Below are 24935 nucleotides of genomic sequence, written 5' to 3'. Positions count from 1 at the left end.
CGTGGAACGCATCCCCATCCTCCAGATGGGCGCCTTCCTCCTGGTCACCATCCAGGTCGACATGCATGACCAGCTTGCCATGACGCTGCAGGACGACCTGTCCGAGCGCATCAGCAAGACCTCGGCACGCGGCGTCCTCATCGATATCTCCGCGCTGGACATGGTCGACTCGTTCATCGGTCGCATGATCGGCACCATTTCCGGCCTGTCGAAGATCATGGATGCCGAGACGGTGCTCGTCGGCATGCAGCCTGCCGTGGCAATCACGCTGGTCGAACTCGGCCTGACGCTTCCGGGCGTCAGCACGGCACTCAACGTGGAGCGCGGCATGAAGCTCCTGCGTGAACGCGTGCAATCGGAATGAACGTACTCAAGAGCGGCTCCCAACCGGTTCGCATCGAACAGGACGTCGTGATGGCGCGACAGGTCGCGCGCAAGCTCGCTGTCGAAGCCGGGCTGCGCCTGATCGACCAGACCAAGCTGGTCACCGCCGCCAGCGAGCTGGCGCGTAATACCGTGGTCTACGGCCGCGGCGGCGACATGGATTGGGAAATCCTCGAAGAGGAACGTCGCAAGGGTTTGCGCCTTACGTTCCGCGACCAGGGACCCGGTATCGCCGACATGAAGCTGGCGATGACGGACGGCTGGACATCAGGCGGTGGTCTGGGCCTTGGCCTCACTGGCGCCAAGCGCCTTGTCGACGACTTCTCCGTGGAGAGCGCACCCGGGGAAGGCACCCGGGTGATGATCTGCAAATGGACGTGACCTTCGCCGGGGAGCCTACACTGGTGCTCCCCGTGGAAGACAGCAGCCAGATTGGCCATGCGCGCCGCGTCGCGCTGAAAGAAGCCACCCGTGCCGGTTTCGACGAGACCGACGCGGCCCGTGTGGCCCTGATCGCCACCGAGCTGGCGACCAACGTGTTGAAGCACGCGCGCACCGGTGAGATCCACGTGGCCGTCGTTCCCGGTGTGGGCACCCGCGGCGTGGAAGTCATCGCCGTGGATCGTGGCCCCGGCTTCAACCTCGCCGATGGCCTCACCGACGGTTATTCCACCGGCGGCACCCGTGGCGAAGGCCTGGGTGCGGTCAAGCGCGCGGCGGACCTGTTCGACGTGTATGCCGACCACCGCGGTTCGGTTCTTCTCACCAGGACATACCCGAAGGGCTTCGGCCTTGCCGACGTTCGCTTCGGTGCGAGCTACCACCCCTTGCACACCGAAGCCGTGAGCGGCGATGGCTGGGCGATGAGCCTGGGCGACGACGCCTATGCCGTCATGGTGATCGACGGCCTGGGTCACGGCCCGCTCGCGCACGCCGCCGCACGTTCGGGCACCGAGGCCTGGCTTGCCGAGCCGGATGCCGAACCGTCCGATGCGCTCGCGGCGATGGATGCCGCCATGCGTGGCACGCGTGGTGGTGCTGCGGCGACCGCCCGCTACGACCGCAAGGCGGATACGCTCCGCTATGCCGGTATCGGTAACATCGCCGGAATCCTGCTGGACCTGGAAACCTCGCGCGGCCTTGCTTCGCACCCCGGCATCGTCGGCATGCAGGCACGGCGCAGCCGCCCTTTCGAGTTCTCGCCTGCGCATGGCCGATTGCTTATCCTGCATAGCGACGGCCTGCAGTCGCGCTGGAACCTGCGCGATTATCCCGGCCTGGCGACCCGCCATCCGGCCGTGGTGACCGCGTTGCTGCACCGGGATTTCTCCCGCGGCCGCGATGACACCGCCGTATTTGCGATCCGACTGGAGACCTCCGCATGAGTGGCGCCGACGACATCGATAGCCTTCGCGCCCAGAACGACGCGCTGCGCGCGGAGCTGGACGAGACGAATCAGGGCGTGCTGGCGCTGTATGCCGAGCTGGACAACCAGGCCGAGCAACTGCGCCAGGCGTCCGAGCTGAAGAGCCGGTTCCTGTCGTACATGAGCCACGAATTCCGTACGCCGCTGGGTTCCATCCTCAGCATGACGCGCCTGCTCGACGACGAACTCGACGGCCCGTTGACCACGGAACAACACAAGCAGCTGGCCTTCGTCAGCACGGCCGCCCGCGACCTCAGCGACATGGTGGACGACCTGCTCGACCTGGCGAAGATCGAGGCCGGGCGCATCACCATTTCGCCGGCGTGGTTCGAGCTGATGGACCTGTTCACGGCGCTGCGCGGCATGTTCCGCCCGATTGTCGACGGTACCGAAGCGGACCTGATTTTCGAAGCGCCGGATGGCATGCCCAAGCTGTACACCGACGACAAGAAGCTCGCCCAGATCTTGCGCAACTTCATCTCCAACGCATTGAAGTTCACCCCGCGTGGTGAAGTACGTGTGACCGCCCAGATGGATGGTCCGGACCATGTGCGCTTTGCGGTGACCGATACCGGCATAGGTATTCCGGAAGAACTGCAGAGCGTGCTGTTCGAAGACTTCGCCCAGATCGATTCGCCGTTGCAGAAGCGCTTGCGTGGCACGGGCCTGGGTTTGTCGCTGTGTCGTCAGTTCGCGCACCTCCTCGGTGGTGAGGTGGGTCTTGAAAGTACGGCGGGCGTCGGTTCGGTGTTCCACGTCGTGTTACCCCTGAAGGTGACCGAGGGAGCAGCCGATGCCGCCGAATAACCGTCTGCTGATCGTCGACGATAACGCGGCCACGCGTTACGCGATGCGTCGCACGGTGGAGCGTCACGGCTACACCGTGCTCGAGGCAGGCACCGGGTCGGAAGGCCTCGACATGATCGCCGCGAACGATTTCGCTGGCCTCATTCTCGACGTGAACCTCCCGGACATGAGTGGCTTCGACATCGTGCGCAAACTGCGCGATGCGCCCGAAACGCTACTGCTTCCGGTGATCCACGTGTCCGCCGCGTCGATCGAAACCGGCGACATGATCACCGGCCTCGACAACGGCGCTGACGCTTACCTGATTCATCCGGTAGATCCGGACGTGCTGCTGGCAACGATCCGTACGCTGCTGCGCGTGCGCGAGACGGAAGACGCGCTGCGCGAGTCCGAGGCGCGTTTCCGCGAGATCTTCATCAACATCGCTGCGCCGATCGGCGTGGTGGACGGCAACCTCAAGGTCATCGAGGCCAACGATGCCTTCCGTCGCCTGGCCGGCGACGCCGGTTGTGACGGCACCCTCGATGAGTGCTTTGTCCCGGGCCAGGACAGCCTGCTCGAAGAGATGCGCCAGACCCTCGCCACCCGTCAACGCTGGCGCGGCGACCTGAGCATGCATAGCTTCCTCGGTACGCGCGAAACGGAATGGCGCGTTACGCCTTACCGTGATGACGCCGGGCTGGTCTTCATCGACGACGTCACCGAACAACGTCACCGCGAGCGCGCGCAGCTCGAGCAGATCGACAGCGCAACCACGCAGCTTGCCATCGAGATTGCGGAGCGTGAGCGCAGTGAATCGCAACTGTTGCAGGCGCAGAAGATGGACGCGCTGGGCAAGCTCACCGGCGGCATCGCGCACGACTTCAACAACCTGCTTACCAGCATCATCACCGGTATCGACCTGATCAACCGCTCGGTGGAAGCGGGCAAGACGCAGGGTGTGCAGCGTTTCGCCGATGCGGCGCTGGGTTCGGCACGCCGGGCCTCGGCCCTGACCCATCGCCTGCTCGCCTTCGCTCGTCAGCAGCCGCTCGACGCACAAGCCACCGACGTCAATGATCGCGTGCGCTCGCTGGAAGACATGCTGCGCCGGACGATCGGCGAGCACATCTCGTTGGACCTCGAGCTCGGCGCGTCGCCGGCGATTGCAAGCGTGGATGCGAACCAGCTCGAGAACGCGGTCATCAACCTGGTGATCAACGCGCGTGACGCGATGGACAGCCGGGGCCTTATTCGCGTCATCACGGCGCAGGTGCATATCGAGCGCGATGCCGAACTTGCCGACGGCGATTACGTGATGCTCACCGTGTCCGATAACGGTGGTGGCATTCCGCCGGAGATCCTGGACAAGGTGTTCGAGCCGTTCTTCACGACCAAGCCGCTGGGGCAGGGCACGGGCCTCGGCCTGTCGATGATCTACGGTTTTGCGCGGCAGTCGGGTGGACATGCGCGCATCGTCAGTACCGTGGGCAAGGGCACCGAGGTTTCGCTGCTGTTGCCGGTCGGTCAGGGCGAGGTGGTGCCCCTCATGCAGCGTATCGCGCCGATCAGCGGCGGCAAAGGCGAGAAGATCCTCGTGGTCGAGGACACCGATTCGCTACGCATGATGACGGAGGAAATCCTGATTCGCGCGGGTTACGAGTGCATCGCCACCGGTGATATCGAGCATGCGCTGCGCGTGCTGCGTGGTGATGATGGTCTCGACCTGTTGCTGACCGATGTCGGCATGCCGGGTATGAACGGGCGCGATCTTGCCGAGGTTGCGCGCGCATGGCGTCCGACATTGCCGGTGCTGTTCATGACCGGCTACGCCGAGAACGCCATGCAGCGGTCGCGTTTTCTCGGGACGGGCATGGACATGATTACCAAGCCGTTCGAGATCGATGGACTGTTGGCTAGCGTGCACGCGATGTTCGATTAACCCCCGGTTCCCTCTGTGGGAGCCGCCAATGAAATCGCCATTCCTTCGCGCGGCGACTACGAGTCGTCCACCCCGCGAGGTGCAGCTTCGTCGACACGCCTCGCTTGAGGCCACTTCTTCGTACGGAGCCCGCCATGACTGATGACTTCTCGTCCTCCCGTCGTCGTATCGTCCAGAACGCCTCGCTCGGTGTTGCCGCCGCGGCCATCGCCGGTTCGACGTTCGCCGTGGCAGGGGGCGCGTCGGCGAGTCCCCTGGCAGCGACCGGCCCTCGCGGCCTCGTGGATCCGCGCCAGGGTTTCCCGCACCCGCCGTTCACGGCCCAGAGCCAGCCCTGGCCGGGCCTCGCCGGCAAGATGAACCCCCGGCCTGACCATGGCGAAACCAGCTACAAGGGCAGCGGACGGCTGGCCGGGCGCAAGGCGCTGATCACCGGCGGCGACTCGGGTATCGGTCGGGCCGTGGCGATCGCCTATGCGCGAGAAGGCGCGGATGTCGCTATCAGCTACCTGCCCGATGAAGAATCCGATGCGAAGGAAGTGATCGACCTCATCCGAAAAGAGGGCCGCAAGGGCGTGGCCTTGCCGGGCGATATCCGCGACGAAGCGTGGTGCCAGCAACTGGTGCAGAAGGCGGTGGACGGCCTTGGCGGCCTGGATATCCTGGTTAACAACGCGGGCCGGCAGCACAGCTTCGATTCCATTCTCGATATCACGACCGAGTACTTCGACTGGACGATGAAGACGAACCTGTACGCCTTGTTCTGGATCACCAAGGCGGCCATTCCGCACATGCCGCCGGGCAGTGCGATCGTCAACACCGCCTCGGTCAATGCGTATAACCCCTCGGTCAACCTGCTCGACTACGCCACCACCAAGGGCGGCATCATGATCTTCACCAAGGCCCTGGCCAAGCAGATGATCAAGAAGGGCATACGCGTGAATGGCGTGGCGCCCGGCCCGTTCTGGACGGCCCTGCAGGTGTCGGGCGGGCAGACGGCGGAGAACCTGGCGAAGTTCGGCGGCGACACGCCGATGGGGCGTCCGGGCCAGCCTGCGGAGATCGCGCCGATCTACGTGCAGCTGGCTTCGTCGGAGGCAACGTACGAGACCGGGCAGATCTTCGGTGCCTCGGGAGGTGCGGGTAACCCCTGACCTGCCTAAAAAGCCGATATCTTCCGGCCGCTTATCCCCCTATGATGCGCCCACGATCGGCAGGCGGTTCAGGGGAACGGGATGTCGGAAGCGAAGACAGGCACGCTGCTGGGCGACCGGCGGTTCGCCGCGGAAATGGATGCCTTGCAGCGGTTTGGGTCACTGGAAAGGGATGCCCAGCTCGGCGACGCGCAGGCCCAGTTCCGTGTGGCCACCATGTATTTCGAGGGTGAGAGCATCACGCAGGACCGCGCGCGGTCCGTGCACTGGTTTCGTCGTGCCGCCGAACAGGGGCACCTGGAAAGCCAGTGCCGGCTCGCCACGCAGTATGCCGAGGGGTCAGGAGTGCCACGCGACCCGTTCGAGGCCGCGGGTTGGTTTCGCCGTGCTGCCGAGGCCGGTTTTCCCGATGCGCAGTGCGCGCTTGGCACGCTCTACGCGCGCGGCCATGGTGTCGACGCGGACCGTCTGCTGGCCTTGCATTGGTGGGGCCTCGCGGCCGACCAGGGGCACGTCCAGGCCTGCGTAAACCTCGGCGTCTCGCATTATTTCGGCCGCGGCGTGCCGCGCGATGCCGAGCTGGCGTTCGCCTTCTACAGCAAGGCGGTGGAGCGCGGCCAGCCGGACGCTCGCGGTTACAGCGATGCGTTGTGCAGCCTCGGGCGCATGTATGTGGATGGGGTCGGCGTTACGCGCGATACCGCCATGGGCGCCCATCACTTCCGCCGTGCCGCCGAACTGGGCAACAGCATCGCCCAGTTCACTCTCGGCACGATGTATCTGGAAGCCAGCGATCTCGCAGGCGATCGCGACCAGGCGCGCCTCTGGCTGGGTCGCGCGGCCGAGCAGGGCGACAGCGAAGCGAAGCAGCGCCTGGCCGAACTCGAAGCCGCTGCGGCGCCGGTAGCCCCCGGCGGCGAACGGATCAGCCAGATTGGCCCGCAGGATGCCCCCGCCCAGTTCCTCCTCGGCCAGCGCCTGGCGGCGGGCGACGGCGTGGCACGCAACGAGCCCGAAGCGGTCCGCTGGCTGGCCCTGGCGGCCGACCGTAACCACGTGCCGGCGCAGTACGCGCTGGCCCAGATGATCGACCACGGTCGTGGCGTCGCGCGCAACCTGAGCGAGGTGGTGCGCCTCTACCGCTCCGCGGCCGGCCACGGCCATGCCGATGCCCAGTTCGAACTCGGGCTGCTGCACGAACGCGGCGAAGGCGTACCCCGCAACGCTGCGATCGCCCGTGCCTGGTATCGCAAGGCGGCCAAACGCGGCCACCTGAAAGCCATGCGCCGCCTGGAAAAACGCACCTGGTGGCGATTCTGGTAGGAGCCGCAAGAACCTGCGGGCATGACTTCCGGGGCTTCTCCCGGCCGGGTTGGGTGTCGCACGATCAGGGGAATCGACTGCGCCGGAGTCCCGGCGTAGCGACGCACTCCCCAGGGATCCCCTTACATGCGTACACCTCTCGTCTCCGCGATCGCTTTCGCGCTTGCTGGCCTGACCACCGCGGCCTTCGCCGCCCCGGCCACCGATAGCAGCGAACAGCTCGCCACCACCCAGTTGCCGCGCGGCGTTCGCCCGACGCACTACGACGTATCCGTCGTGCCGCATGCCGACAAGCTCACTTTCGATGGCAAGGTCGCGATCGCCGTGGACGTGCTCGACTCGACGCCGTCCATCACGCTGAACGCGGAAGACATGACGTTCGCCAACGTCGCCCTGGTACCGGCCAAGGGCAAGGCGAAGTTCGCCGCGCCCAAGGTAGCGATCGACGCCGAAGCGCAGACGGTGACTTTCACCTTCGACCATGCGATTCCGGCCGGCAGCTATCGCCTGTCCATGGATTACACGGGCAAGATCGGCACGCAGGCCAACGGCCTGTTCGCGATCGACTACGACACCAAGAGCGACGGCAAGAAGCGCGCGCTCTACACGCAGTTCGAGAATTCCGACGCCCGCCGCTTCATCCCGTCGTGGGACGAGCCGGCGTACAAGGCGACCTTCACTGTCGATGCGACGGTGAAGGCCGGCGACATGGCGGTGAACAACATGCCGGTTGCCTCCAGCAAGGATCTCGGCAACGGCCTGAAGAAGGTGACCTTCGCGCAGACGCCGAAGATGTCGACCTACCTGCTGTTCTTCGGCGTGGGCGAATTCGACCGCGCCACCACGATGTCCGATGGTGTCGAGATCGGCGTGATCACGCAGAAGGGCCTTACCTCGCAGGCGCAGTTCACGCTGGAATCCGGCAAGGCCGTGCTGCAGGAATACAACGCGTATTTCGGCGTGCCGTACCCGCTGCCGAAGCTCGACAACATCGCCTCGCCGGGCCAGAGCCAGTTCTTCGCGGCGATGGAAAACTGGGGCGCCATCTACACCTTCGAGTACGCACTGCTGCTCGATCCGAGCATCTCCACGCAGGCCGATAAGCAGGAAGTCTTCAACACGGCCGCACATGAAATGGCGCACCAGTGGTTCGGCGACCTGGTGACCATGCGCTGGTGGGACGACCTCTGGCTCAACGAAGGCTTCGCCTCGTGGCTTGCCTCGCGCACCACCGAGCGTCTGCATCCGGAATGGCATACCAACCTCAACGCGATCGCTACGCGCGAAGGTGCGATGGCCCGCGATGCCGTCGCGACGACGCATCCGGTGGTGCAGAAGATCGACACGGTGGAGCAGGCCAGCCAGGCGTTCGACGAGATCACCTACGAAAAGGGCGAATCCGTCATCCGCATGCTCGAGGCCTATGTGGGTCCGGATGCGTGGCAGAAGGGCGTGCAGGCCTACATCAAGGCGCACGCGTATTCGAACACGGTCTCCAACGATCTGTGGAAGGAGATCGATGCGGCCGCCGGCAAGCCGGTGAGCACGATTGCCCACGACTTCACGCTGCAGCCGGGCATCCCGCTGGTGACCGTGGCATCGGCGACCTGCGCCAATGGCTCGACCACGCTCAAGCTGACGCAGGGTGAGTTCACCCGTGACCGCCCGGACAAGAAGGCGATCGCCTGGCACGTGCCGGTGATTGCAAAGACGATCGGTGGCGCCGCGACCACCACGCTGCTCGAGAATGGTTCCGGCACGATCACGGTGGCAGGTTGCGCGCCGGTGGTCGTCAACGCCGGGCAGACCGGTTACTTCCGTACGCTGTACCAGCCGGCGCAGATCAAGGCGTTGACCGGCAGCTTCGCGAAGCTCGAGCCGATCGACCAGCTCGGTGTCTTCGCCGATGCCTGGTCGCTTGGCATGGCGGGCCTCGAGCCGGCGTCGGATGTGCTCGACCTGATCAAGGTCGCACCGCTGGATGCACCGCCGCAGTTGTGGGACAGCATCGCTGGCGATTTCACGGCACTCGACGCTTATTACCAGGGCGATGCCAAGCGTCAGGCCGTGCTGCGTAAATACGCCATCTCGCGTCTGGCGCCGAAGTTCGCGCAGGTTGGTTGGGACGCGAAGGCGGGCGAAGAAGCACCGGTCGCGATCCTGCGTTCGAGCCTCATTGCCTCGCTCGGCATCCTGGGCGATACCAAGGTCATTGCCGAAGCACGTCATCGCTACAAGACCGACACTATGCCGGCCGAACTGCGCAAGGTGATCCTCAGCGTCGTTGCCCAGCACGCCGATGCCGCGACCTGGGACAAGATGCACGAGGCCGCCAAGGCGGAGAAGTCGCCGCTGGTGAAGGACCGCCTGTACGGTCTGCTGGCGCAGACCGAAGACGAGGCCCTGGCCAGGCGCGCGCTCGACTTGTCGCTGACCGGCGAAGCCGGCGAGACCAACAGCGCCGCGCTGATCTCGGGCGTTTCGCGTCGTCACCCGGAGCTGGCCTTCGACTTCGCCGTGGCACACAAGGACAAGGTCGACACCTTCGTCGACTCGACGTCGTCGTCGCGCTACTACCCGAGGCTCGCCTCGAGTTCGATGGAGCTGTCGACGATCGACAAACTGCAGGCGTTCGCCGAGAAGAGCATCGCCCCGACCTCGCGTCGCGATGCCGAGACAGCGGTTACAACCATTCGCTACCGCAACATGGTGCGCACGCAGCGCCTGCCGGCGGTCGACGCATGGTTGAAAAAGAACGGCTGATAAGCCGTCGTGTGACTTTGAACCGCCGGCCTTCGGGCCGGCGGTTTTTTTATGCCCACGCTCTGTGTGGGAGCCGATTCATCGGCGAAAGGGTCTTGCGATACCCCGCCTACCGGAAAGCCGCTGCGCGACTCATGCTCCTGCGGCTCCGCCGCGAAAAGCACACGTCTACGGAATCCGACAACTTTTTCAGAATGCTTCCATATCATTCGCTCCGTCTCGCCTCTACCGTTCGACAACGAATTCACTTGCGTCGGGAAGGTTACGGTGGGTCAGTCTGCAACGGCCGCGTCGATGAGGAAGATCATAGAATCTGTAAGGCGCGACATGGCCGACTTTCACGGAATCGGCTTGATCGACGACGCGACGCTTCGCGAGTTTGAGGCGATGACGTCTTCGCTTGAGCCGGAACCCAACGCCAAGGTGAAGCCAACCGACCAATCCGTCTAAACTGCTGTCTACCGAACGCCGGACCTTTCGCAATGAATCACCCCGTCGCCCGCAAAACCTTGTGGGCCTGCCTGACAGTAGCGCTCGCTCCCGTCGCCTGCGCCCAAGGCGACACCGTTCCCGTCCACTCCTATCGCGTCGTCCATACCTACCCGCACGACCCCACTGCCTTCACCGAAGGCCTCTTCTACGAAGACGGCTATTTCTACGAAAGCACCGGCGAGTACGAAGGCGCGGGCGTGCGCAAGGTCAAGCTGGAAACGGGTGAAGTGGTCCAACGACGCGACACGCCGGCCGGTTACTTCGGCGAAGGCATCATTGCCTCGAACCAGCGCATCCTGCAGCTCTCATGGCAGCAGGGTGTGGGCTTCATCTATGACAAGGCGACCTTCAAGCTTATCGATCAGATTCGTTATCCCGGCGAAGGCTGGGCGATGACGCGCGATGTCGATCACATCTATATGAGCGACGGTACGCCGGTCATTCGCATTCTTGATCCGCAGACTTTTGCGCAGACGGGATCGATCAGCGTGACGGCGAATGGCGTGCCGTTGCAGATGATCAATGAGCTGGAGTGGGTGAAGGGAAAGATTTACGCCAATGTCTGGCAGACGCCGCGTATTGCGCAGATCGATCCGACCACGGGGCATGTCGTTGGGTGGATCGATATGACGAAGCTGGTTGAAGCGCAGGTCGTCGGGGATGCGGCGAATGATGTTTTGAATGGGATTGCGTATGACGCGGCTAAGGACCGGTTGTTTGTTACCGGGAAGCGCTGGAAGTCTGTTTATGAGATCAAGGTGGGGCGGTGAGGTGATCGGACGCTGAGAGCATCGCCGATGAATCGGCTCCCACAGGGGAGCGGGGAGCATCGCCGATGAATCGGCTCCCACAGACAGCTATGCGAGGCACGCTTCGGTCAGGGCGTCTCGGAAGCAGGGAGCGTCTACCAGTTTGGCGGCCAGGGTGCCTTTGAAGGCGTCGCCGAGGCCGCAGGTGCCGGCTCGGTAGACGTCGGCGTGGTCGCCGTGGCGGTCGGTGCCGTGGGAGACCAGGCAGCTCTTGTCGAGCGAGACGACCACTGTGCCGGCGCAGAGGCGGCGGGCGAGGGCGTTGATGGTGGTGTCGTCCATGCCGGTCACCGTGGTCGCGGTGATGTCGATGGAGAGGAACCGGCCGCAGCAGCGTGCGAATTCGTGCAGGCTGAGCAGCAGCACATCGGTACTGGCGAATTCGCGTACCGATAGCTGCGGCGGTAGCGGACCCGGGTCGAGGATGCGCAGAAGCCGCCGCGAGCCCGCGAGTTCGAGCGCCGCGGCGACCGTGTCGATGTTCGCTTCGGCCGAGATCAACATCACCTTTGCCGAATCGAAAAGATCCGATTGCGTGGCGACGAAGTCCATCGAGAGATGATCGTTGGCGCCGGACGAAAGAGCAGAAATCGTCTGTCCCTTCGCATCGACGATCAGCGCCGTGCGCCCGGTACGCACACCGGGCGTCATCTGCCAGCGTGCATCGACCAAGGGCGGCAAGCCCGAAGGATCGATCACGTCGTCGCCGATCGCGGCAATCAGACCAACGGCGACACCCGCATGGGATGCCGCCACCGCTTGATGAAACGCCTTTCCGCCGGGCCGGCGCTCGAAGGCGTCGGCGTAGGCGGGTTCACCGTTGCGCGGCAACTGCGGCGTCTGCCAGCGCTCTTCTTCGCTGTACCCGCCGATGACGATAAGACGTACGGCGGTCATTCCTCAGAACTGCTCGAGCACACCGGCGATGGTCGCCGTCATGAAGGTGGCGATGGAGCCACCCAATACGGCGCGCAGGCCGAGGCGGGCGAGATCGCCGCGACGGTTCGGGGCGAGGCCGCCGATGCCGCCGATCTGGATCGCGATGGACGAGAAGTTGGCGAAGCCGCACAGCGCGTACGTCGCGATGAGGCGGCTATGCGGCAGCAGCTGGTCGAGGTGCTTGGCGAGGTCGGCATAGGCGACGAACTCGTTGATGACGACCTTCTCGCCGATGAAGCTGCCGACGAGGGTCGCATCCTGCCACGGCACGCCGATCAGCCAGGCGACGGGAGAGAGCACCCAGCCGAAGATGGTCTCGAGGCTGAGCTTGATCTCGTGACCGTTAACGGCGGTGAGCCATGCGTTGATGCTGTGATCGCCGCCGAGCGTACCGACCCACTGCACGGGGCCGTTCACCAGCGCGATGAGCGCAATGAAGGCGAGCAGCATGGCGCCGACGTTCATCGCCAGCTTCAGGCCATCGCCTGCGCCGGTGGCGGCGGCATCGATGATGTTGGCGGTGGTCTTCTCGACTTCGATCTTCACGGTGCCGCGGGTGAGCGGCTCCTGCGTTTCGGGCACGAGGATCTTGGCCAGCACCATCGTCGCCGGCGCGGCCATGACGGATGCGGTGAGCAGGTGCTTCGCATAGAACATGCGCATCGCCGGATCGTCGCCGCCGAGCATGGCAACATAGGCCGCCATCACGGAGCCGGCGATGTGCGCCATGCCGCCGATCATGACGGTCATGAGCTCGGCCTGGGTCATGCGCTCGATATAGGGCTTGATGGTCAGCGGTGCTTCGGTCTGGCCGATGAATACGCTGGCGCAGACGCTGGTGGTTTCCGCGCCGGACACGCGCATCACCTTGGTGATCACCCAGGCCATGCCCTTGACGATCTGCTGCATCACGCCGATGTGGTACAGCACCCCGGTAAGGGACGCGAAGAACACGATGGTCGGCAGCACCTTCACGGCGAAGATCACGCCGAATTTGGAGCTGTCCAGCAGGCTGCCGAAGATGAAGCGCGAGCCGACGTCGACATAGTCGAGCAGGTGCACGAAACCGGTGGCGATGGCGTCGAACACGTCACGGCCCAGCGGCACCTTGAGCACCACAGCGGCGAAGCCGATCTGGAGGGCGATACCGGTGGCGACGAGTTTCCAGTCGACCACACGCTTGTTGTTCGAAAAACAGAAGGCGATGGCGAGAAGCATCGCCAAACCGAACAGGCCAAACCCTACGTGGCCTAACAGACCCAGCATCGTGACTTACCCCTATGAAGGCCGGGGGTAGCCCCGTGACCGCGTGTCGTGAATTCTTTGAAAGACGGGAGGTTACGGGAGGTGGACTTGTGGGGCAAGGTAGCCCGCGAAATTGGAGCGGGCGCTGGGCTGGAGTACCCTAAGGCGATGAGCCTTTTCCTGACCATCGCCTTCGTCCACATCGTCGCCCTGATCACGCCGGGACCCGATTTTTTCTTCGTTTCCCAGCTGGCAGCCAGCCGCTCGCGACGTGAGGCCCTGGCCGGTGTGGTTGGGATTGCCCTTGGTGTCGCCGTCTGGGCCGCACTGGCCCTGCTCGGCCTGCACGTGCTGCTGCAGCGGGTGGCCTGGCTCGAAAGGGGCATTGCCGTTCTCGGCGGGGCCTACCTGTGCTGGATGGGTTTCCAGATGCTCCGCTCGGCCTGGCGAACCAAACCCAATGCCGTGGCGCCAACGGTGGATGTGCGTGGGTCCAGCCCGTGGAAAGCCCTGATGCGCGGCCTCGCCACCAATCTGGCCAACCCCAAGGCAGCGATCTACTTTGCTTCCATCTTCTCGGCCTTCGTCGGCGACGAGATGACGGCTGGGGCGCGTTGGGGACTCTGGGCCATGATCACGCTGGAAACGGCGCTCTGGTTCGCCGTGGTCGCCGGGATCTTCGCCCTGCCGGCCATGCGCCGGGGCTACGTCCGGGCCAGCCGCTGGATCGACGGTGGCGCGGGGGCGATCTTCTCCCTGTTCGGCCTGTACCTGATCCTCGGGCGCCGCGCGGCTTAATCCTGGTTCTTCGCGGATTACCGGGGATTGGGCGCTCGCCGTCGGCCATGTGTGAGCCGCTTCAGCGGCGATGACCCGTTGGCCGCACACTTGGGCGTCTCGCGAGGAGACCTTGGCGCCCACCCTCGCTGCTCAGACAGTCCTCCGCGTTTCGTACCGGAAGGCCGCTACCGCGGCTGATGTACTTATTTGGCCTACGGCCGCTCCACTTGTCCGGAACTCGCCTCGAGGGTGGACGCCAAGGTCTCTCACGACGATACGGTCAGCGGGAAGGAAGAGCCAACAGCCGAAGCCGCGTTGCTTCGTCGGCTCGACCCGCATGAACCTCAGGGATAGGAAGAGTCTTCGGTGCCCACCCTCGAGGCGAGTTCCCGCCAAGTGGAGCGGCCGTAGGCCAGATGGATACATGGGCCGCGCAGCGGCCTTTCCGGTACGAAACGCGAAGGGGTGTCTGAGCAGCGAGGGTGGGCACCGAAGGCTCTGCGCCGCCCGTCCCCAGCGTCCCCGGAATTCCGCGAAGAGCCTTAATCTTTAGTCTTTCTCGAGATTCCGCGTCACCTGAGCCAGGCTCTCCGCGAGGACGGCCAGGTCCGGCGTACCGAGGCCTTCAAGGGCACTGCGGGCCAGATCGGCCACCAGCGCGCGTACCCGCTCGGCCATGCGCTTGCCGGCGATGGTCAGGCCGATGTCGACAAGGCGGCGATCCGCCTCATTGCGCACACGGTGCATCAACCCGCGTTCGATCCCCGCGTCCACCGCGTGCGTCACGGTGCTGGCGTTGACGCCGCAGGCCGCCGCGAGCTCGGTGGAAATCATGCTGCCGCGCGTTGCCAGCAACAGGAGCATGTCGCTCTGCAGCGCCGTGATGCCGAATTCGCGCTGGGCGCGACGGCCGACAGCATCGCGTAAACGCGAGCCCGCCAGCATGAGATCGCGGCCCAGATCGAGCGCGGCCCCACTGTTATCGTCGCCGCCGCTCATGAGCCTGCCAGTACCGCGGTCATACGTGTTTTTCCTGGAAATCAATCGGCGGAACGCCGCCATGCACCCGGGGGCATGCCTACCGTGCGGGTGAACACGCGGGTGAAGTGGCTCTGCTCGGCGAAGCCGCAGGCCAGCGCGATATCGGCCAGCGAGAGCTGGTTGATGCGAAGCATGTCCTGGGCGCGCTGGATACGGCGGTCGAGCAGCCAGCGGTGGGGCGGCTTGCCGATACTGCGGCGGAAAGCGCGGGAGAAATGGTTGACCGAGAGGCCACAGGCCTCGGCGACGTCCGCCACCGGGAAGGACTGGTCCAGCCGCTCCTCCATATACGCGATGGCGCGGCGTTCCTGCCAGCTGGCGAGGCCGCCGCGCTGGGTGCCGGGGTCGTCCCGGCCGGGCGTACAGGGAAGGATCGCGCGCAGGGCCAGCGCCACATGGGCGAGAAGGGGTGTGTTGGGCGCTTCGGCGCGAAGGCTGTCGAAGAGCACCTGGGCCAGGGTGTGCACGGCTGGCGGATGGACAGCGACATGGCCTGCCGGGCGTTGCCGGCGAAACAGGATGGCCCCGCTGCCTTCGTCGGTCGCCCTGGCGGCGCGATAGACGAGGAGGAGTTCGTCCTCGAGGCCGTCGACGGCGTCGAGCAGGATCTCGGTGACTTCGGCGCGCTGACGCAACTCATGGAGCAGGCTGTGCGCTCCCTGGGTGTCGCTGCCGCGATCGAGGGCGGCGGAGCGCTGCGCCAGGTCGACAATGACCGTGGACGTTCGCGGTGACGTGGCGAGACAGGCTGCTTCGGCGCGATACATGGGCCGATCCTCGTGGGAAATCGGATGTGGATCGAAGCATTGCGCACGCAAGGATCGGAAGCCACCCCCTAAAGAGGTAGATCACCTGTGCAACACGCGGATATCACACCCCATCGACTTCCTTGCGCTTGAGGATGTAGCCCAGGCCGCCTTCGCGGAACCAGCGGTAGCCGTAGGATTCCAGCAGGATCCGGTGCCTGCCGCGGTCGTCCGCCTCGCTGTGATCGTCCGACAATACGTTGATGAGCCTTTCGGGCAGGTGGAAGGCCGCCTCGCATGGCGCGTCGGAAAGATTGTGCAGAAACAGCACCGAATTCCCGCGCCAGGTGTAACGCATCATCAGGATGGCGTTGTCGTCCAGCGGCAGCACCTCGAAGTCGCCCCATGACACCTCGAGGATTTCCTTGCGCATGCGGATGACCCGCTCCATCCAGTTGAGGAGGGAAGAAGGATCGCGCCGCTGCTCGGCGACGTTAACGTGGGCAAAGCCAAAGGGTCCCTCGCCGATGACCTTGCTCACGGCGCGCCGGGCGTCGGTGAAGCCGGCCAGGGGCTCGGACGACCACTGCATGGGTGTGCGCGCGCATTCGCGCTCGGGAAGGGAAAGGTCGTCGCCCATGCCGATCTCGTCACCGTAACGAATCACCGGTGTGCCGGGCAGGGTCAGCATGAGGCTGTACGCGAGCTCGAGGCGTCGGCGGTCGTTGCGTAACATCGGCGCCAGGCGTCGGCGGATGCCGCGGTCGTAGAGCTGCATGTCCTTGTCGGGGCCGAATTCGGCAAAGACGCGCTCGCGCTGGCGCTTCGTCAGTCGCCCCAGATCGAGCTCGTCGTGATTGCGCAGGAACATGGCCCACTGCGCCGTGGCGGGTCTCTGTTTCGTCTTTTCCAGTGCGCCGACCAGAGGGCGAACGTCGGCGGAAGCCAGCGCGTAGAACAGGTTCTGGTTCACCTGGAAGTTGAACATCATCTGCAGGCGGTCGCCGTCGTCACCGAAATATTCCAGGTCGTCTTTCGGCAACACGTTCGCTTCGCCCAGGATGATCGCGTCACCCTGGCGCCACTGCAGCAGCTCGCGGAACGAGCGCAGCATGTCGAATTGTTCTTTTGGCTTCTTTACCTCGGCGCCCTTGGTCGAGATGACGAAGGGCACGGCATCCATGCGGAAGCCCGACACGCCTAACTGTGTCCAGAAGCCCATGATCTTGAGTATCTCTGCCTGCACGTACGGGTTCGAGGTGTCGAGGTCGGGCTGGAAATCGTAGAAGCGATGGAAGTACCAGGCCTTGGCCTTTTTCTCGTAGTTCCAGGTGCTTTTCTGCACGCCGGGGAACACCATGCCTTCGTTCGCGTTGGCCGGTTTGGTCTTCGACCATACGTACCAGTCGCGATATTTCGAGTCGGGATCGCGACAGGCTTCACGGAACCAGGGGTGTTGGTCCGAGGTATGGTTCACCACCAGGTCGATCAGTACCCGCATGCCACGCTGATGCGCCGCATGGGTGAATTCGACGAAGTCGCCGAGGGTGCCGTAGCGGGGATCGACGTTGTAGTAGTCGCTGATGTCGTACCCACCGTCCTTGCACGGCGAGGTCTGGAATGGCATAAGCCAGACAGCGGTAACGCCGAGGCCCTGCAGGTAATCCAGTCGCCGGCCCAGACCCTGAAAATCGCCGATGCCATCGCCGTTGGAATCCTGGAAGGTCCCGACGGACAGGCAATAGATGATCGCGTTCTTGTACCAGAGGTCGTTGATCATGACGGCGCCGGTGCACGAGGTGGGAGCAAGAGCCTACGAGGTCCCACGTGAAGGCGTTCCCTACACATTCGCCCCAACATTCTGGGGGTGCCGGTTCCATGTGCGAGCCGATTCATCGGCGATGGCCCGAAGCGACCCACTGACAGATCGACAAGGCACGGGCATGACACAAGCGTTGTGGTGGCAAGACGGCGTCATCTACCAGATCTACCCCCGCTCCTTCGCCGACGCCAACGGCGACGGCATCGGTGACCTCGAAGGCATTCGCGCCAAGCTCCCCTATCTGGCGGAGCTGGGCATCCGCGCACTGTGGATCTCGCCGATCTTTCCCTCGCCCATGGCCGATTTCGGTTACGACGTCAGTGATTACCGCGGCATCGATCCCCTGTTCGGGGACATCGAAAGCATGGACGGCCTGATCGCCGACGCTCACGAACTGGGCCTGAAGGTGATCCTCGACTTCGTGCCGAACCACACCTCCGACGAACACCCCTGGTTTCGGGAAAGCCGCCGCTCCCGCGACAGCGCCTTCCGCGACTGGTATCTCTGGCACGACCCCGCACCCGGCGGTGGTCCGCCGAACAACTGGTTGTCGAACTTTGGTGGCAGCGCCTGGGCCTTCGATCCGCCGACCGGCCAGTACTACCTGCACCTGTTCCTGGACAAGCAGCCCGACCTTAACTGGCGTAACCCCGTGGTCCGCGAGGCGATGTACGAGGCGATGCGGTTCTGGCTGCGGCGCGGCGTCGATGGTTTCCGGGTGGACGTCCTTTACCACGTTATGAAAGACGCCCAATTCCGCGATAACCCGCTCAATCCGGCGTATCGGGAAGGCATCGATTCCGAAGCGAATCGCTTCCTTCCGGTGTATACGGCGGACCTGCCGGAAGTGCTTGGCATCGTTACCGCCATGCGCGAGGTGATCGACGAGTTCCCCGAGCGGGTATTGATCGGCGAGCTTTACCTGCCGCTCGATCGGATCGTCGCCTACTACGGCGAGAAGCTAGACGGTGCAAACCTCCCGTTCAATTTCCTGCTGATTGGCGCGCCGTGGGATGCGCGTTACATCGCCAGCCTTGTCGAGCGCTACGAGGCCGCCTTGCCACACGGTGGCTGGCCCAACTGGGTGCTGGGAAACCATGACAAACCGCGGATTGCCTCGCGGGTTGGCGATGCACAGGCGCGTGTCGCCGCTGTCTTGTTACTGACCCTTCGAGGCACGCCGACCATGTACTACGGCGACGAAATCGGCATGCATGACGTGTCGATTGCGCCAGCCCAGGTACGTGATCCTTTCGAAATCAACGAGCCGGGCAAGGGGCTCGGTCGTGACCCGCAGCGTACACCGATGCGCTGGTTTCCCCGTGAGGGCGCGGGATTTACACGCGGTATCCCGTGGTTGCCGATGGGCGATCACGTAGCGACTTGCAACGTGGCCAGCGAGGCGGAGGATCATGGTTCGCTGCTGTCGCTCTACAAGACGTTGCTTCACCTGCGTCGCGAGAGTCGCGCGCTCAACGTGGGCAGTTTCCGTTTGCTTGCCGTCGATGACGCGGTGATGGTTTATGAGCGGAGTGACGGCGACGAGCGCTATGTCGTCGCGCTGAACTTCAGCGATTCCGAACAGAAGCTTCCGCTGCCGTCACCGGGAACGCTGGTGCTGTCGACCTCGCCGGGTAATCCGCCCGAGGTACTTCGCGCGGCTGAGGCGCGCGTCTATCGGGGCTGAGGTTGCGGCTCACATGCCGGGTTCTTCGATATCTCGGAACCCCATTCGGGATGGTCGTCGGCCGGGCGAAGCAGGCTTCGGTTGATCCACGCATGGAGAGTATTGCTTGTCGTCTTGCCTGCCGGCGGATCGTACGGTTCCGGATCGCCCTGGGGACGATCGAAGAACGGATGGGGTGAGTAGGTAATGTCTACGGGGCCATCTGGAAGCGCGTAGATGTAATCGAGGTCGACTGTATGGTGCGCTTCGTCGTGCGGGTCGATGCGACCGAAAGCTTCCGGACCATAGATGATTTTTCCCGGATTGATGCGGTGTTCCGCGACTCCACCGTTTGCAGCCCGGATACATAGCGTGTTGACGAATATCCGGCGGGAAAGCATGGCTGGCTCGAACATGTAGACGGGTGTGTCACCCTCGTTGCGGATGCTCACCTCAATGATGCCGCGTTCGGCGTCGGTCTTATTCGGCGGTGCGCTTATCGTTACGGTAACCGGTCCGCTGGCCCATGCTGCGCCCGATGCAACCAGTGTGAGAGCGAGCAGTGTTCGTGATAGGTGTTGGTGCACGGAAGTCCTTTCCTTCTTGAGTCAGAATATCCAGCGAAGAATAGCCACAACGACGATGAGTATCACGACGCCCATCACGATGTGGCGAAGGTAGGGCCCGCCCGATACGCCGCCGTCGTAGCTCGCATCGTCATAATCGTGGGACGCGTCGCGCGGGTGGCGAACGAAGGGGAGACGGAAGCGGCGTTTACGGGGCATGCGTGGGATGCTCGTTTTCCGGGTGTGTCGGTGGAGTCAACGCTCACTCGCCGATGCGCGAGGTGTTCTTCAGTTCTTCGAGGATCTCGGGGGCGCGTACGTCGATGTGGTCGAGGTTGTTGACGTAGAAGCGCACGAAGGGCTTCTCGGCATCTTTCGGCATCCAGGGCTTCGCCCAGACGAAGACGACACAATAGCCCTCCGCCTCCGCGATGATCTTGTCCAGTCGTGCGCGCAGCAGCTTGCGTACGGGATAGGCGTCGATGTCTTTCGCGGTCAGGGTGATCGTCGGCTTCAGTTCGGCATCGTCATGACGGAAGGGGCGCGAGAAACGCAGGTAGTAGCCCCCTTCCTTCGTCGCACGTAGCGACGCCGTACCCCACCACACCGCACGCGTACTCAGCTGCTCGGCCACCTTCTGCCGGTAGATATTGCGGAATAGCGCTTCGTACGACGTGGATTCCCCACCGATCTCCACTGTGGCTTCAGCAAGGTCCTTGTCCCGCCGGTGCTCGAGAAACTTCTGCACCAACGACGACAGGCGGTAGTAATGGCTAGCCCGCGGCCGTAGCCCTCGAGTGCCCTCTGTGGGAGCCGCTTCAGCGGCGATTGGGTGCTCGCTGGAGTCTGTCCCGCTATCGCGGGATCGCCGCTGAAGCGGCTCCCACAGGGGCGTGGTCGGCTTGGATGCGGCGGAGGTCGAGCGAAAATGGTCAGCGGGCCTCTCTGCCTCGAACACATCCGGCCGTTTCTCCGCTTTCGTTTCGCCCTTGCCGTGCGCGACTTCGCAGCTTGCCGCGTGGTCTTCCAGTCGACGCGATCGGAAATAGGGCCGGATGCGGAGGTTCTGCTCGGGTTTGTCGAGGCAGGCGCAGATGATCGGCGCGCTGCAGCCTTGACCGACACAGGTGAACGCGGGGGCCTGGCCGAGCAGGTCGGCCCAGTAGAGCTCGTAGGCACGTTCAGCGGTGAGGCGTTCGTTGCGTTCGGCGGTGTGCGCTTCTTCGATCAACACGTTGGTGAGTCCCGGCTTCCCTGGCTTGGGTCCCACTTTACCGTGGGAGCCGATTCAGAACGCGCCGAAGCCGACGGGCATCTCCAGGCCGAGGTCGACTTTCACGCCGCGCAGGAAGGCGAGGACTTCTTCGTAGCGGCCGGAGGCGACCAGCACCTCGGCGGTTTGCAGGTCGAGGTGTTCGATGGGGTCGTTGCGGTACCAGGCGATACGGCGGCCTTCGTCGGGTTCGACGCGCGCAGCTTCGCGCAGCACCTGCCATGCATGCGACTTCCGCGCCGGGCCTTCGGCGGCGGAACGAATATCGACAATATGTGCGTACGACATACCAATAACCTCGCCTATACAGCCAGCCTGCCTATCTTTCCCTTCCCGATCCTTTCACCAGGAGTCACTCCGATGGCAAAAGTCCTCGTTCTTTATTACTCAGCGTACGGACATATCGAAAAAATGGCTGGCGCTGTTGCCGAAGGTGCGCGTGAAGCGGGCGCGCATGTGGATATCAAGCGTGTGCCGGAGACGGTTCCCGACGACGTGGCCAAAAACGCGCACTACAAACTCGACCAGGCTGCCCCGATTGCCCGCGTCGACGAGTTGGAATCGTACGACGCGATCATCATCGGTACCGGCACCCGTTACGGCCGCATGACCTCGCAGATGGCCAGCTTTCTCGACCAGACCGGTCCGCTGTGGGCGCGTGGCGCGCTCAATGGCAAGATCGGCGGCGCCTTCGCCTCGACGGCGACGCAGCACGGTGGTCAGGAAACTACCCTGTTCTCGATCATTACCAATCTGTTTCATCTGGGTCTGATTCCGGTTGGCCTGCCTTACAGTTTCCAGGGCCAGATGAAGCTGGACGAGGTCACGGGTGGTTCGCCATACGGAGCTACGACCATCGCGGCGAGCGACGGTTCCCGTCAGGTGACTGAAAACGAACTGGCCGGCGCACGCTTCCAGGGCAAGCACATTGCCGAGGTCGCTACGAAGCTGTTCGGCTAGTTATTGCGGTTCGGCCGTTTATTACGCTTCCTGCCACTGCGACCGCCGCCAATGGCTCGGGCTCTGTCCGACCAGGCGGCGGAACAGGTTGCACAGGTGGGCCTGATCCGAGAGACCGCAGGCCAGGGCAATCTGGCTCAGCGGTTCACGGGTCTGCAGCATCAGGGTCTGGGCGCGCTCGACCCGGCGACGCATGATGTAAGCGTGCGGCGGATCGCCGAAGGTGTCCTTGAACGCGCGACAGAAATAGCTGCTCGACAGGCCGGCGATCGTCGCCAGGTGGTCGATGGTGATCGCGAAGCCAAGGTTCTCCTCGACATGGCTGGCGACCCGGCGTGCCTGCCACGGGGCGAGGCCGGCACCGACGCGGCGGCGCGCCGAGGGCGTGGTTTCCGCGTGGGTATCTTCGCGATCGAGCAAGGCGGCGACACGGGCGACGCAGGCGCGGGTCGTGGCGAGATCGGTTTCGACGGCGGTCAGCGCCTGCTCGAGCAGACGGGTGACGGTCGGTTCCTGTTCGGCTTCGGGGGCATCGATGGCGAAGGGCGCAAGGGCATGCATGGCCTCAGCGGGGTGTGCGCCACCGGTCCCGGCGAAAGTATGGGTTTCGTATCGCATCAGCGTGAGCTCCACGGCAGCGGGCGTGGGCGGTCTGCCCACGGTTGCAGCCTAGTCGCGATGCGGGGGTGTACTGAATTCTACAAAGGGACTGTAAAGCCCATACCAAAGGGTTAAACCGGGTCGGGCTGGAATATCTTGTAGCTGTCGTGCCGTAACGGTCAAAAACCATCACCGGCGTGCAAGACGGTGTGACGTCATTCGGACACGCTTCAGGCCGAATCTGCACAAGACGAACCGACCGAGCCTCATCGATGCCACCTTACCGACCCCTGCAAGCCAGTGCCGGCGGCTCCCTCATCGGGCCGCGCCGCGCCGTGGCCGGCTGGTTGATGACAGCGAGTGCGCTGCTGGCGCTGGCCGTGTTCCTGGTGGACACCTTTACGCCGCTGCAAGGCGCCGTGGCCGTGGTTTACCTGGTCGTGGTGCTGCTTGTGGCGGCAAGCGGCAGTCGTCGTGCCATTGGCGGCGCTGCCTTCGGCTGCATGGGGCTCACCATCGTGTCTTTCGTCCGGGGCCACGGCTGGCCCGCGATCGATGCGGCCATGCTGCGCTGTCTGGTGAGCCTGTCGGCGATCGCGATCACGGCGGTGCTCTCCCTGCGTGCCCGTGACCGCATGGCGACCATCGCCGGGCAGGCCCGGCTCATCGAGCTCACCCACGATTCGATCTACGTGCGCGACATGGACGACGTCATCGTCCTGTGGAACACCGGCGCCGAGCAGCTCTACGGCTGGACCGCGAGCGAGGCGATGGGCCAGCGCGCCCTCGACCTGCTCGGTACCGCGCTTCCCGGCCACCACACCTGCGTGGACGCGGCGTTGTTCAGTACGGGACGCTGGGAAGGCGAAGTCACCCAGCGCCATCGCGACGGCCGCCTCGTGATCGTTGCGGCCCGATGCGCGCTGTTGCGCGACGATCGCGGCAAGGCCCGGGTGATCCTCGAGGCCGGCACGGATGTGACCGCCCGCCGAGCGGCAGATGCCGCCCTCAGCGAAAGCGAGGGTCGTTACCGCAGCATGTTCGAGAAGGCCCGGTTTTCTTTCTGGGAGGAAGACTGGACCCTGGTCATGGCGCGTATCGCCACGCTGCGCGAGCAGGGCGTGGTGGATCTCGCCGCCTACCTCCAGGCTAACCCGGCTTTTGTCCGCGAATGTTGTGCGCTGACCCTGGTTACCGATGTCAATGACGCGACCGTGCGCATGCTCGGCGCTCGCTCCCGCGACGACCTGATCGGGCCGCTCGACCGCTTCCTTCCCGCCACGGATACGAGTTTCGGCCGCGTGATCCTGACGATCGCCCAAGGCGGCGGCGTGGCAGAAGGGGAGACTCACATCTCCAATCTCAAGGGCGAGCGGCTGACCGTCCTGTTCGCCCTGAACATGCCTCTGGGGCCGACACGCTTCGATCGCGTGCTGGTCAGCGTGGTGGACATCACTGACCGCAAGCGCGCCGAGCGCGCCCTGATGGCCGTCCAATCGGAGCTGGCCCAGGCCGCCCGGGTCACGGCACTGGGCGAGATGAGCGCCTCGATCGCCCACGAAGTGAACCAGCCTCTGGCGGCCATCGTCACGCACGGGGAGGCCAGCCTGCGCTGGCTTCGTCGCCCTGCACCGGACCTGTCCGAGGCCTGTGATGCGATGGAACGCGTGGTGCGCGATGCCCGCCGGGCCAGTGAGGTGGTGCACCGGGTGCGCAGCCTGGCCAGCAAGGAGCCGCGTCAACACGTGCGCTTCGACCTGGCCGCGCTGGTTGCCGAATGCGCGTTACTCCTGGACAACGAGATCATCCAGCATCACGTCATGCTCAGTGTCGACATCGCTTCCGATGCCCCGCCGCCCCGCGGCGACCGCGTGCAACTGCAGCAGGTGGTGCTGAACCTCATGGGCAACGCGATCCGCGCGATGTCGTCCGTGGAGGGTCCGCGCGCCCTGGTGCTGCGCGCACGCGCGGACGGCGACGAGGGCATCCTGGTCGAGGTGGAAGATAGCGGTACCGGCATCCCCGAGGACATCGCCGCGCACCTTTTCGATGCGTTCGTCACCACGCGTGGCGGCGGCATGGGCATGGGGCTTGCCATTTGCCGCTCCACGGTCGAATCTCACGGTGGACGCCTCTGGGCGACAAACCGACCGGAAGGCGGGGCGACTTTCCATTTCACGCTGCCGGTGACGGTAGCCGAGGAGGCTGGTGCATGACC

At 64.4% G+C, this 24935-nt stretch carries 24 protein-coding genes; 14 read left to right on the top strand and 10 right to left on the bottom strand.

Annotated elements, in window-relative coordinates; genetic code table 11:
• Position 1 precedes the first annotated feature (1 nt).
• From ACVWWJ_RS20040 to ACVWWJ_RS19995, 10 genes are all read left to right on the top strand, one after another.
• Complete coding sequence (locus ACVWWJ_RS20040; RefSeq protein WP_456969217.1) at positions 2-364, top strand: STAS domain-containing protein; 363 nt, start codon at positions 2-4, stop codon at positions 362-364.
• Positions 361-765, top strand: a complete 405-nt coding sequence (locus tag ACVWWJ_RS20035) for an anti-sigma regulatory factor (RefSeq protein ID WP_159894631.1) — start codon at positions 361-363, stop codon at positions 763-765. Before ACVWWJ_RS20040 ends, ACVWWJ_RS20035 begins: the two co-directional genes overlap by 4 nt.
• Positions 756-1769 (top strand): ATP-binding protein, encoded by a 1014-nt coding sequence (locus tag ACVWWJ_RS20030; RefSeq protein ID WP_456969216.1) that lies wholly within the window; start codon positions 756-758, stop codon positions 1767-1769. The genes ACVWWJ_RS20035 and ACVWWJ_RS20030 overlap by 10 nt, the downstream gene beginning before the upstream one ends.
• A complete protein-coding gene (locus tag ACVWWJ_RS20025) occupies positions 1766-2617 on the top strand; it encodes an ATP-binding protein (RefSeq protein ID WP_159894626.1) in 852 nt (283 codons plus the stop codon). Before ACVWWJ_RS20030 ends, ACVWWJ_RS20025 begins: the two co-directional genes overlap by 4 nt.
• Positions 2604-4538, top strand: a complete 1935-nt coding sequence (locus ACVWWJ_RS20020; protein WP_456969215.1) for a response regulator — start codon at positions 2604-2606, stop codon at positions 4536-4538. Before ACVWWJ_RS20025 ends, ACVWWJ_RS20020 begins: the two co-directional genes overlap by 14 nt.
• Before the next feature lie 134 nt (positions 4539-4672).
• Positions 4673-5692, top strand: coding sequence for an SDR family oxidoreductase (locus ACVWWJ_RS20015; RefSeq protein WP_456969214.1), 1020 nt, complete (start codon positions 4673-4675; stop codon positions 5690-5692).
• A gap of 81 nt (positions 5693-5773) precedes the next feature.
• Positions 5774-7015 carry a tetratricopeptide repeat protein gene (locus tag ACVWWJ_RS20010; protein ID WP_456969213.1) on the top strand — a complete coding sequence of 414 codons (1242 nt, stop codon included), beginning with the start codon at positions 5774-5776 and terminating at the stop codon, positions 7013-7015.
• A 126-nt stretch (positions 7016-7141) separates the two neighbouring features.
• The gene (locus ACVWWJ_RS20005; protein ID WP_456969212.1) at positions 7142-9778 is read left to right on the top strand and encodes a M1 family metallopeptidase; all 2637 of its coding nucleotides are present in this window, start codon (positions 7142-7144) and stop codon (positions 9776-9778) included.
• A 327-nt stretch (positions 9779-10105) separates the two neighbouring features.
• On the top strand, positions 10106-10228 hold the full coding sequence (locus ACVWWJ_RS20000; RefSeq protein WP_456969211.1) for a hypothetical protein: 123 nt from the start codon (positions 10106-10108) through the stop codon (positions 10226-10228).
• 32 nt (positions 10229-10260) lie between these two features.
• Positions 10261-11040: a glutaminyl-peptide cyclotransferase gene (locus tag ACVWWJ_RS19995; RefSeq protein WP_456969210.1), complete on the top strand. Its 780-nt coding sequence runs from the start codon at positions 10261-10263 to the stop codon at positions 11038-11040.
• An 87-nt stretch (positions 11041-11127) separates the two neighbouring features.
• On the opposite strand, the gene ACVWWJ_RS19990 is transcribed toward ACVWWJ_RS19995, so the two are convergent.
• Positions 11128-11976 (bottom strand): PfkB family carbohydrate kinase, encoded by an 849-nt coding sequence (locus ACVWWJ_RS19990; protein WP_456969209.1) that lies wholly within the window; start codon positions 11974-11976, stop codon positions 11128-11130.
• Positions 11977-11979: 3 nt separating this feature from the next.
• Positions 11980-13284: a nucleoside transporter C-terminal domain-containing protein gene (locus tag ACVWWJ_RS19985; RefSeq protein ID WP_159894607.1), complete on the bottom strand. Its 1305-nt coding sequence runs from the start codon at positions 13282-13284 to the stop codon at positions 11980-11982.
• A 147-nt stretch (positions 13285-13431) separates the two neighbouring features.
• Between ACVWWJ_RS19985 and rhtC the strand changes: the two genes are divergently transcribed.
• Positions 13432-14061: a threonine export protein RhtC gene (gene rhtC, locus ACVWWJ_RS19980; RefSeq protein WP_456969208.1), complete on the top strand. Its 630-nt coding sequence runs from the start codon at positions 13432-13434 to the stop codon at positions 14059-14061.
• A 531-nt stretch (positions 14062-14592) separates the two neighbouring features.
• Here rhtC and ACVWWJ_RS19975 read toward each other — a convergent pair.
• From ACVWWJ_RS19975 to ACVWWJ_RS19965, 3 genes are all read right to left on the bottom strand, one after another.
• A complete protein-coding gene (locus ACVWWJ_RS19975; protein WP_456969207.1) occupies positions 14593-15042 on the bottom strand; it encodes a MarR family winged helix-turn-helix transcriptional regulator in 450 nt (149 codons plus the stop codon).
• A gap of 41 nt (positions 15043-15083) precedes the next feature.
• A complete protein-coding gene (locus ACVWWJ_RS19970; RefSeq protein WP_456969206.1) occupies positions 15084-15851 on the bottom strand; it encodes a helix-turn-helix domain-containing protein in 768 nt (255 codons plus the stop codon).
• Positions 15852-15954: 103 nt separating this feature from the next.
• Positions 15955-17610, bottom strand: a complete 1656-nt coding sequence (locus tag ACVWWJ_RS19965) for an alpha-amylase family protein (RefSeq protein ID WP_456969205.1) — start codon at positions 17608-17610, stop codon at positions 15955-15957.
• 163 nt (positions 17611-17773) lie between these two features.
• On the opposite strand from ACVWWJ_RS19965, the gene ACVWWJ_RS19960 reads away from it, so the two are divergent.
• Entirely contained in the window at positions 17774-19339 is a 1566-nt protein-coding gene (locus ACVWWJ_RS19960; RefSeq protein WP_456969204.1) for an alpha-amylase family glycosyl hydrolase, read from the top strand.
• Here the strand turns inward: ACVWWJ_RS19960 and ACVWWJ_RS19955 are convergent.
• Genes ACVWWJ_RS19955 through ACVWWJ_RS19940 form a run of 4 tightly spaced genes read right to left on the bottom strand, consistent with a single transcriptional unit; the run spans position 19327 to position 21445 of the window.
• The gene (locus ACVWWJ_RS19955; protein WP_456969203.1) at positions 19327-19905 is read right to left on the bottom strand and encodes a hypothetical protein; all 579 of its coding nucleotides are present in this window, start codon (positions 19903-19905) and stop codon (positions 19327-19329) included. The two genes, ACVWWJ_RS19960 and ACVWWJ_RS19955, sit on opposite strands and share 13 nt — an antisense overlap.
• Positions 19906-19926: 21 nt before the next feature.
• Entirely contained in the window at positions 19927-20103 is a 177-nt protein-coding gene (locus tag ACVWWJ_RS19950; protein WP_456969202.1) for a hypothetical protein, read from the bottom strand.
• A gap of 43 nt (positions 20104-20146) precedes the next feature.
• A complete protein-coding gene (locus ACVWWJ_RS19945) occupies positions 20147-21118 on the bottom strand; it encodes a hypothetical protein (RefSeq protein WP_456969201.1) in 972 nt (323 codons plus the stop codon).
• A 54-nt stretch (positions 21119-21172) separates the two neighbouring features.
• Positions 21173-21445 (bottom strand): hypothetical protein, encoded by a 273-nt coding sequence (locus ACVWWJ_RS19940; protein ID WP_159891767.1) that lies wholly within the window; start codon positions 21443-21445, stop codon positions 21173-21175.
• 72 nt (positions 21446-21517) lie between these two features.
• On the opposite strand from ACVWWJ_RS19940, the gene wrbA reads away from it, so the two are divergent.
• Positions 21518-22117 (top strand): NAD(P)H:quinone oxidoreductase, encoded by a 600-nt coding sequence (gene wrbA, locus ACVWWJ_RS19935; RefSeq protein ID WP_456969200.1) that lies wholly within the window; start codon positions 21518-21520, stop codon positions 22115-22117.
• Positions 22118-22138: 21 nt separating this feature from the next.
• Here the strand turns inward: wrbA and ACVWWJ_RS19930 are convergent, their stop codons facing one another.
• The gene (locus ACVWWJ_RS19930; RefSeq protein ID WP_456969199.1) at positions 22139-22735 is read right to left on the bottom strand and encodes a helix-turn-helix transcriptional regulator; all 597 of its coding nucleotides are present in this window, start codon (positions 22733-22735) and stop codon (positions 22139-22141) included.
• 254 nt (positions 22736-22989) lie between these two features.
• Between ACVWWJ_RS19930 and ACVWWJ_RS19925 the strand changes: the two genes are divergently transcribed.
• Complete coding sequence (locus ACVWWJ_RS19925; protein WP_456969198.1) at positions 22990-24933, top strand: PAS domain-containing sensor histidine kinase; 1944 nt, start codon at positions 22990-22992, stop codon at positions 24931-24933.
• The last annotated feature ends 2 nt before the right edge of the window (positions 24934-24935 follow it).

Source organism: Luteibacter sp. HA06 (assembly GCF_054061215.1).
The sequence above is the reverse complement of the archived record's forward strand: the minus strand, read 5'-3'. Positions and strand labels throughout refer to the sequence as shown.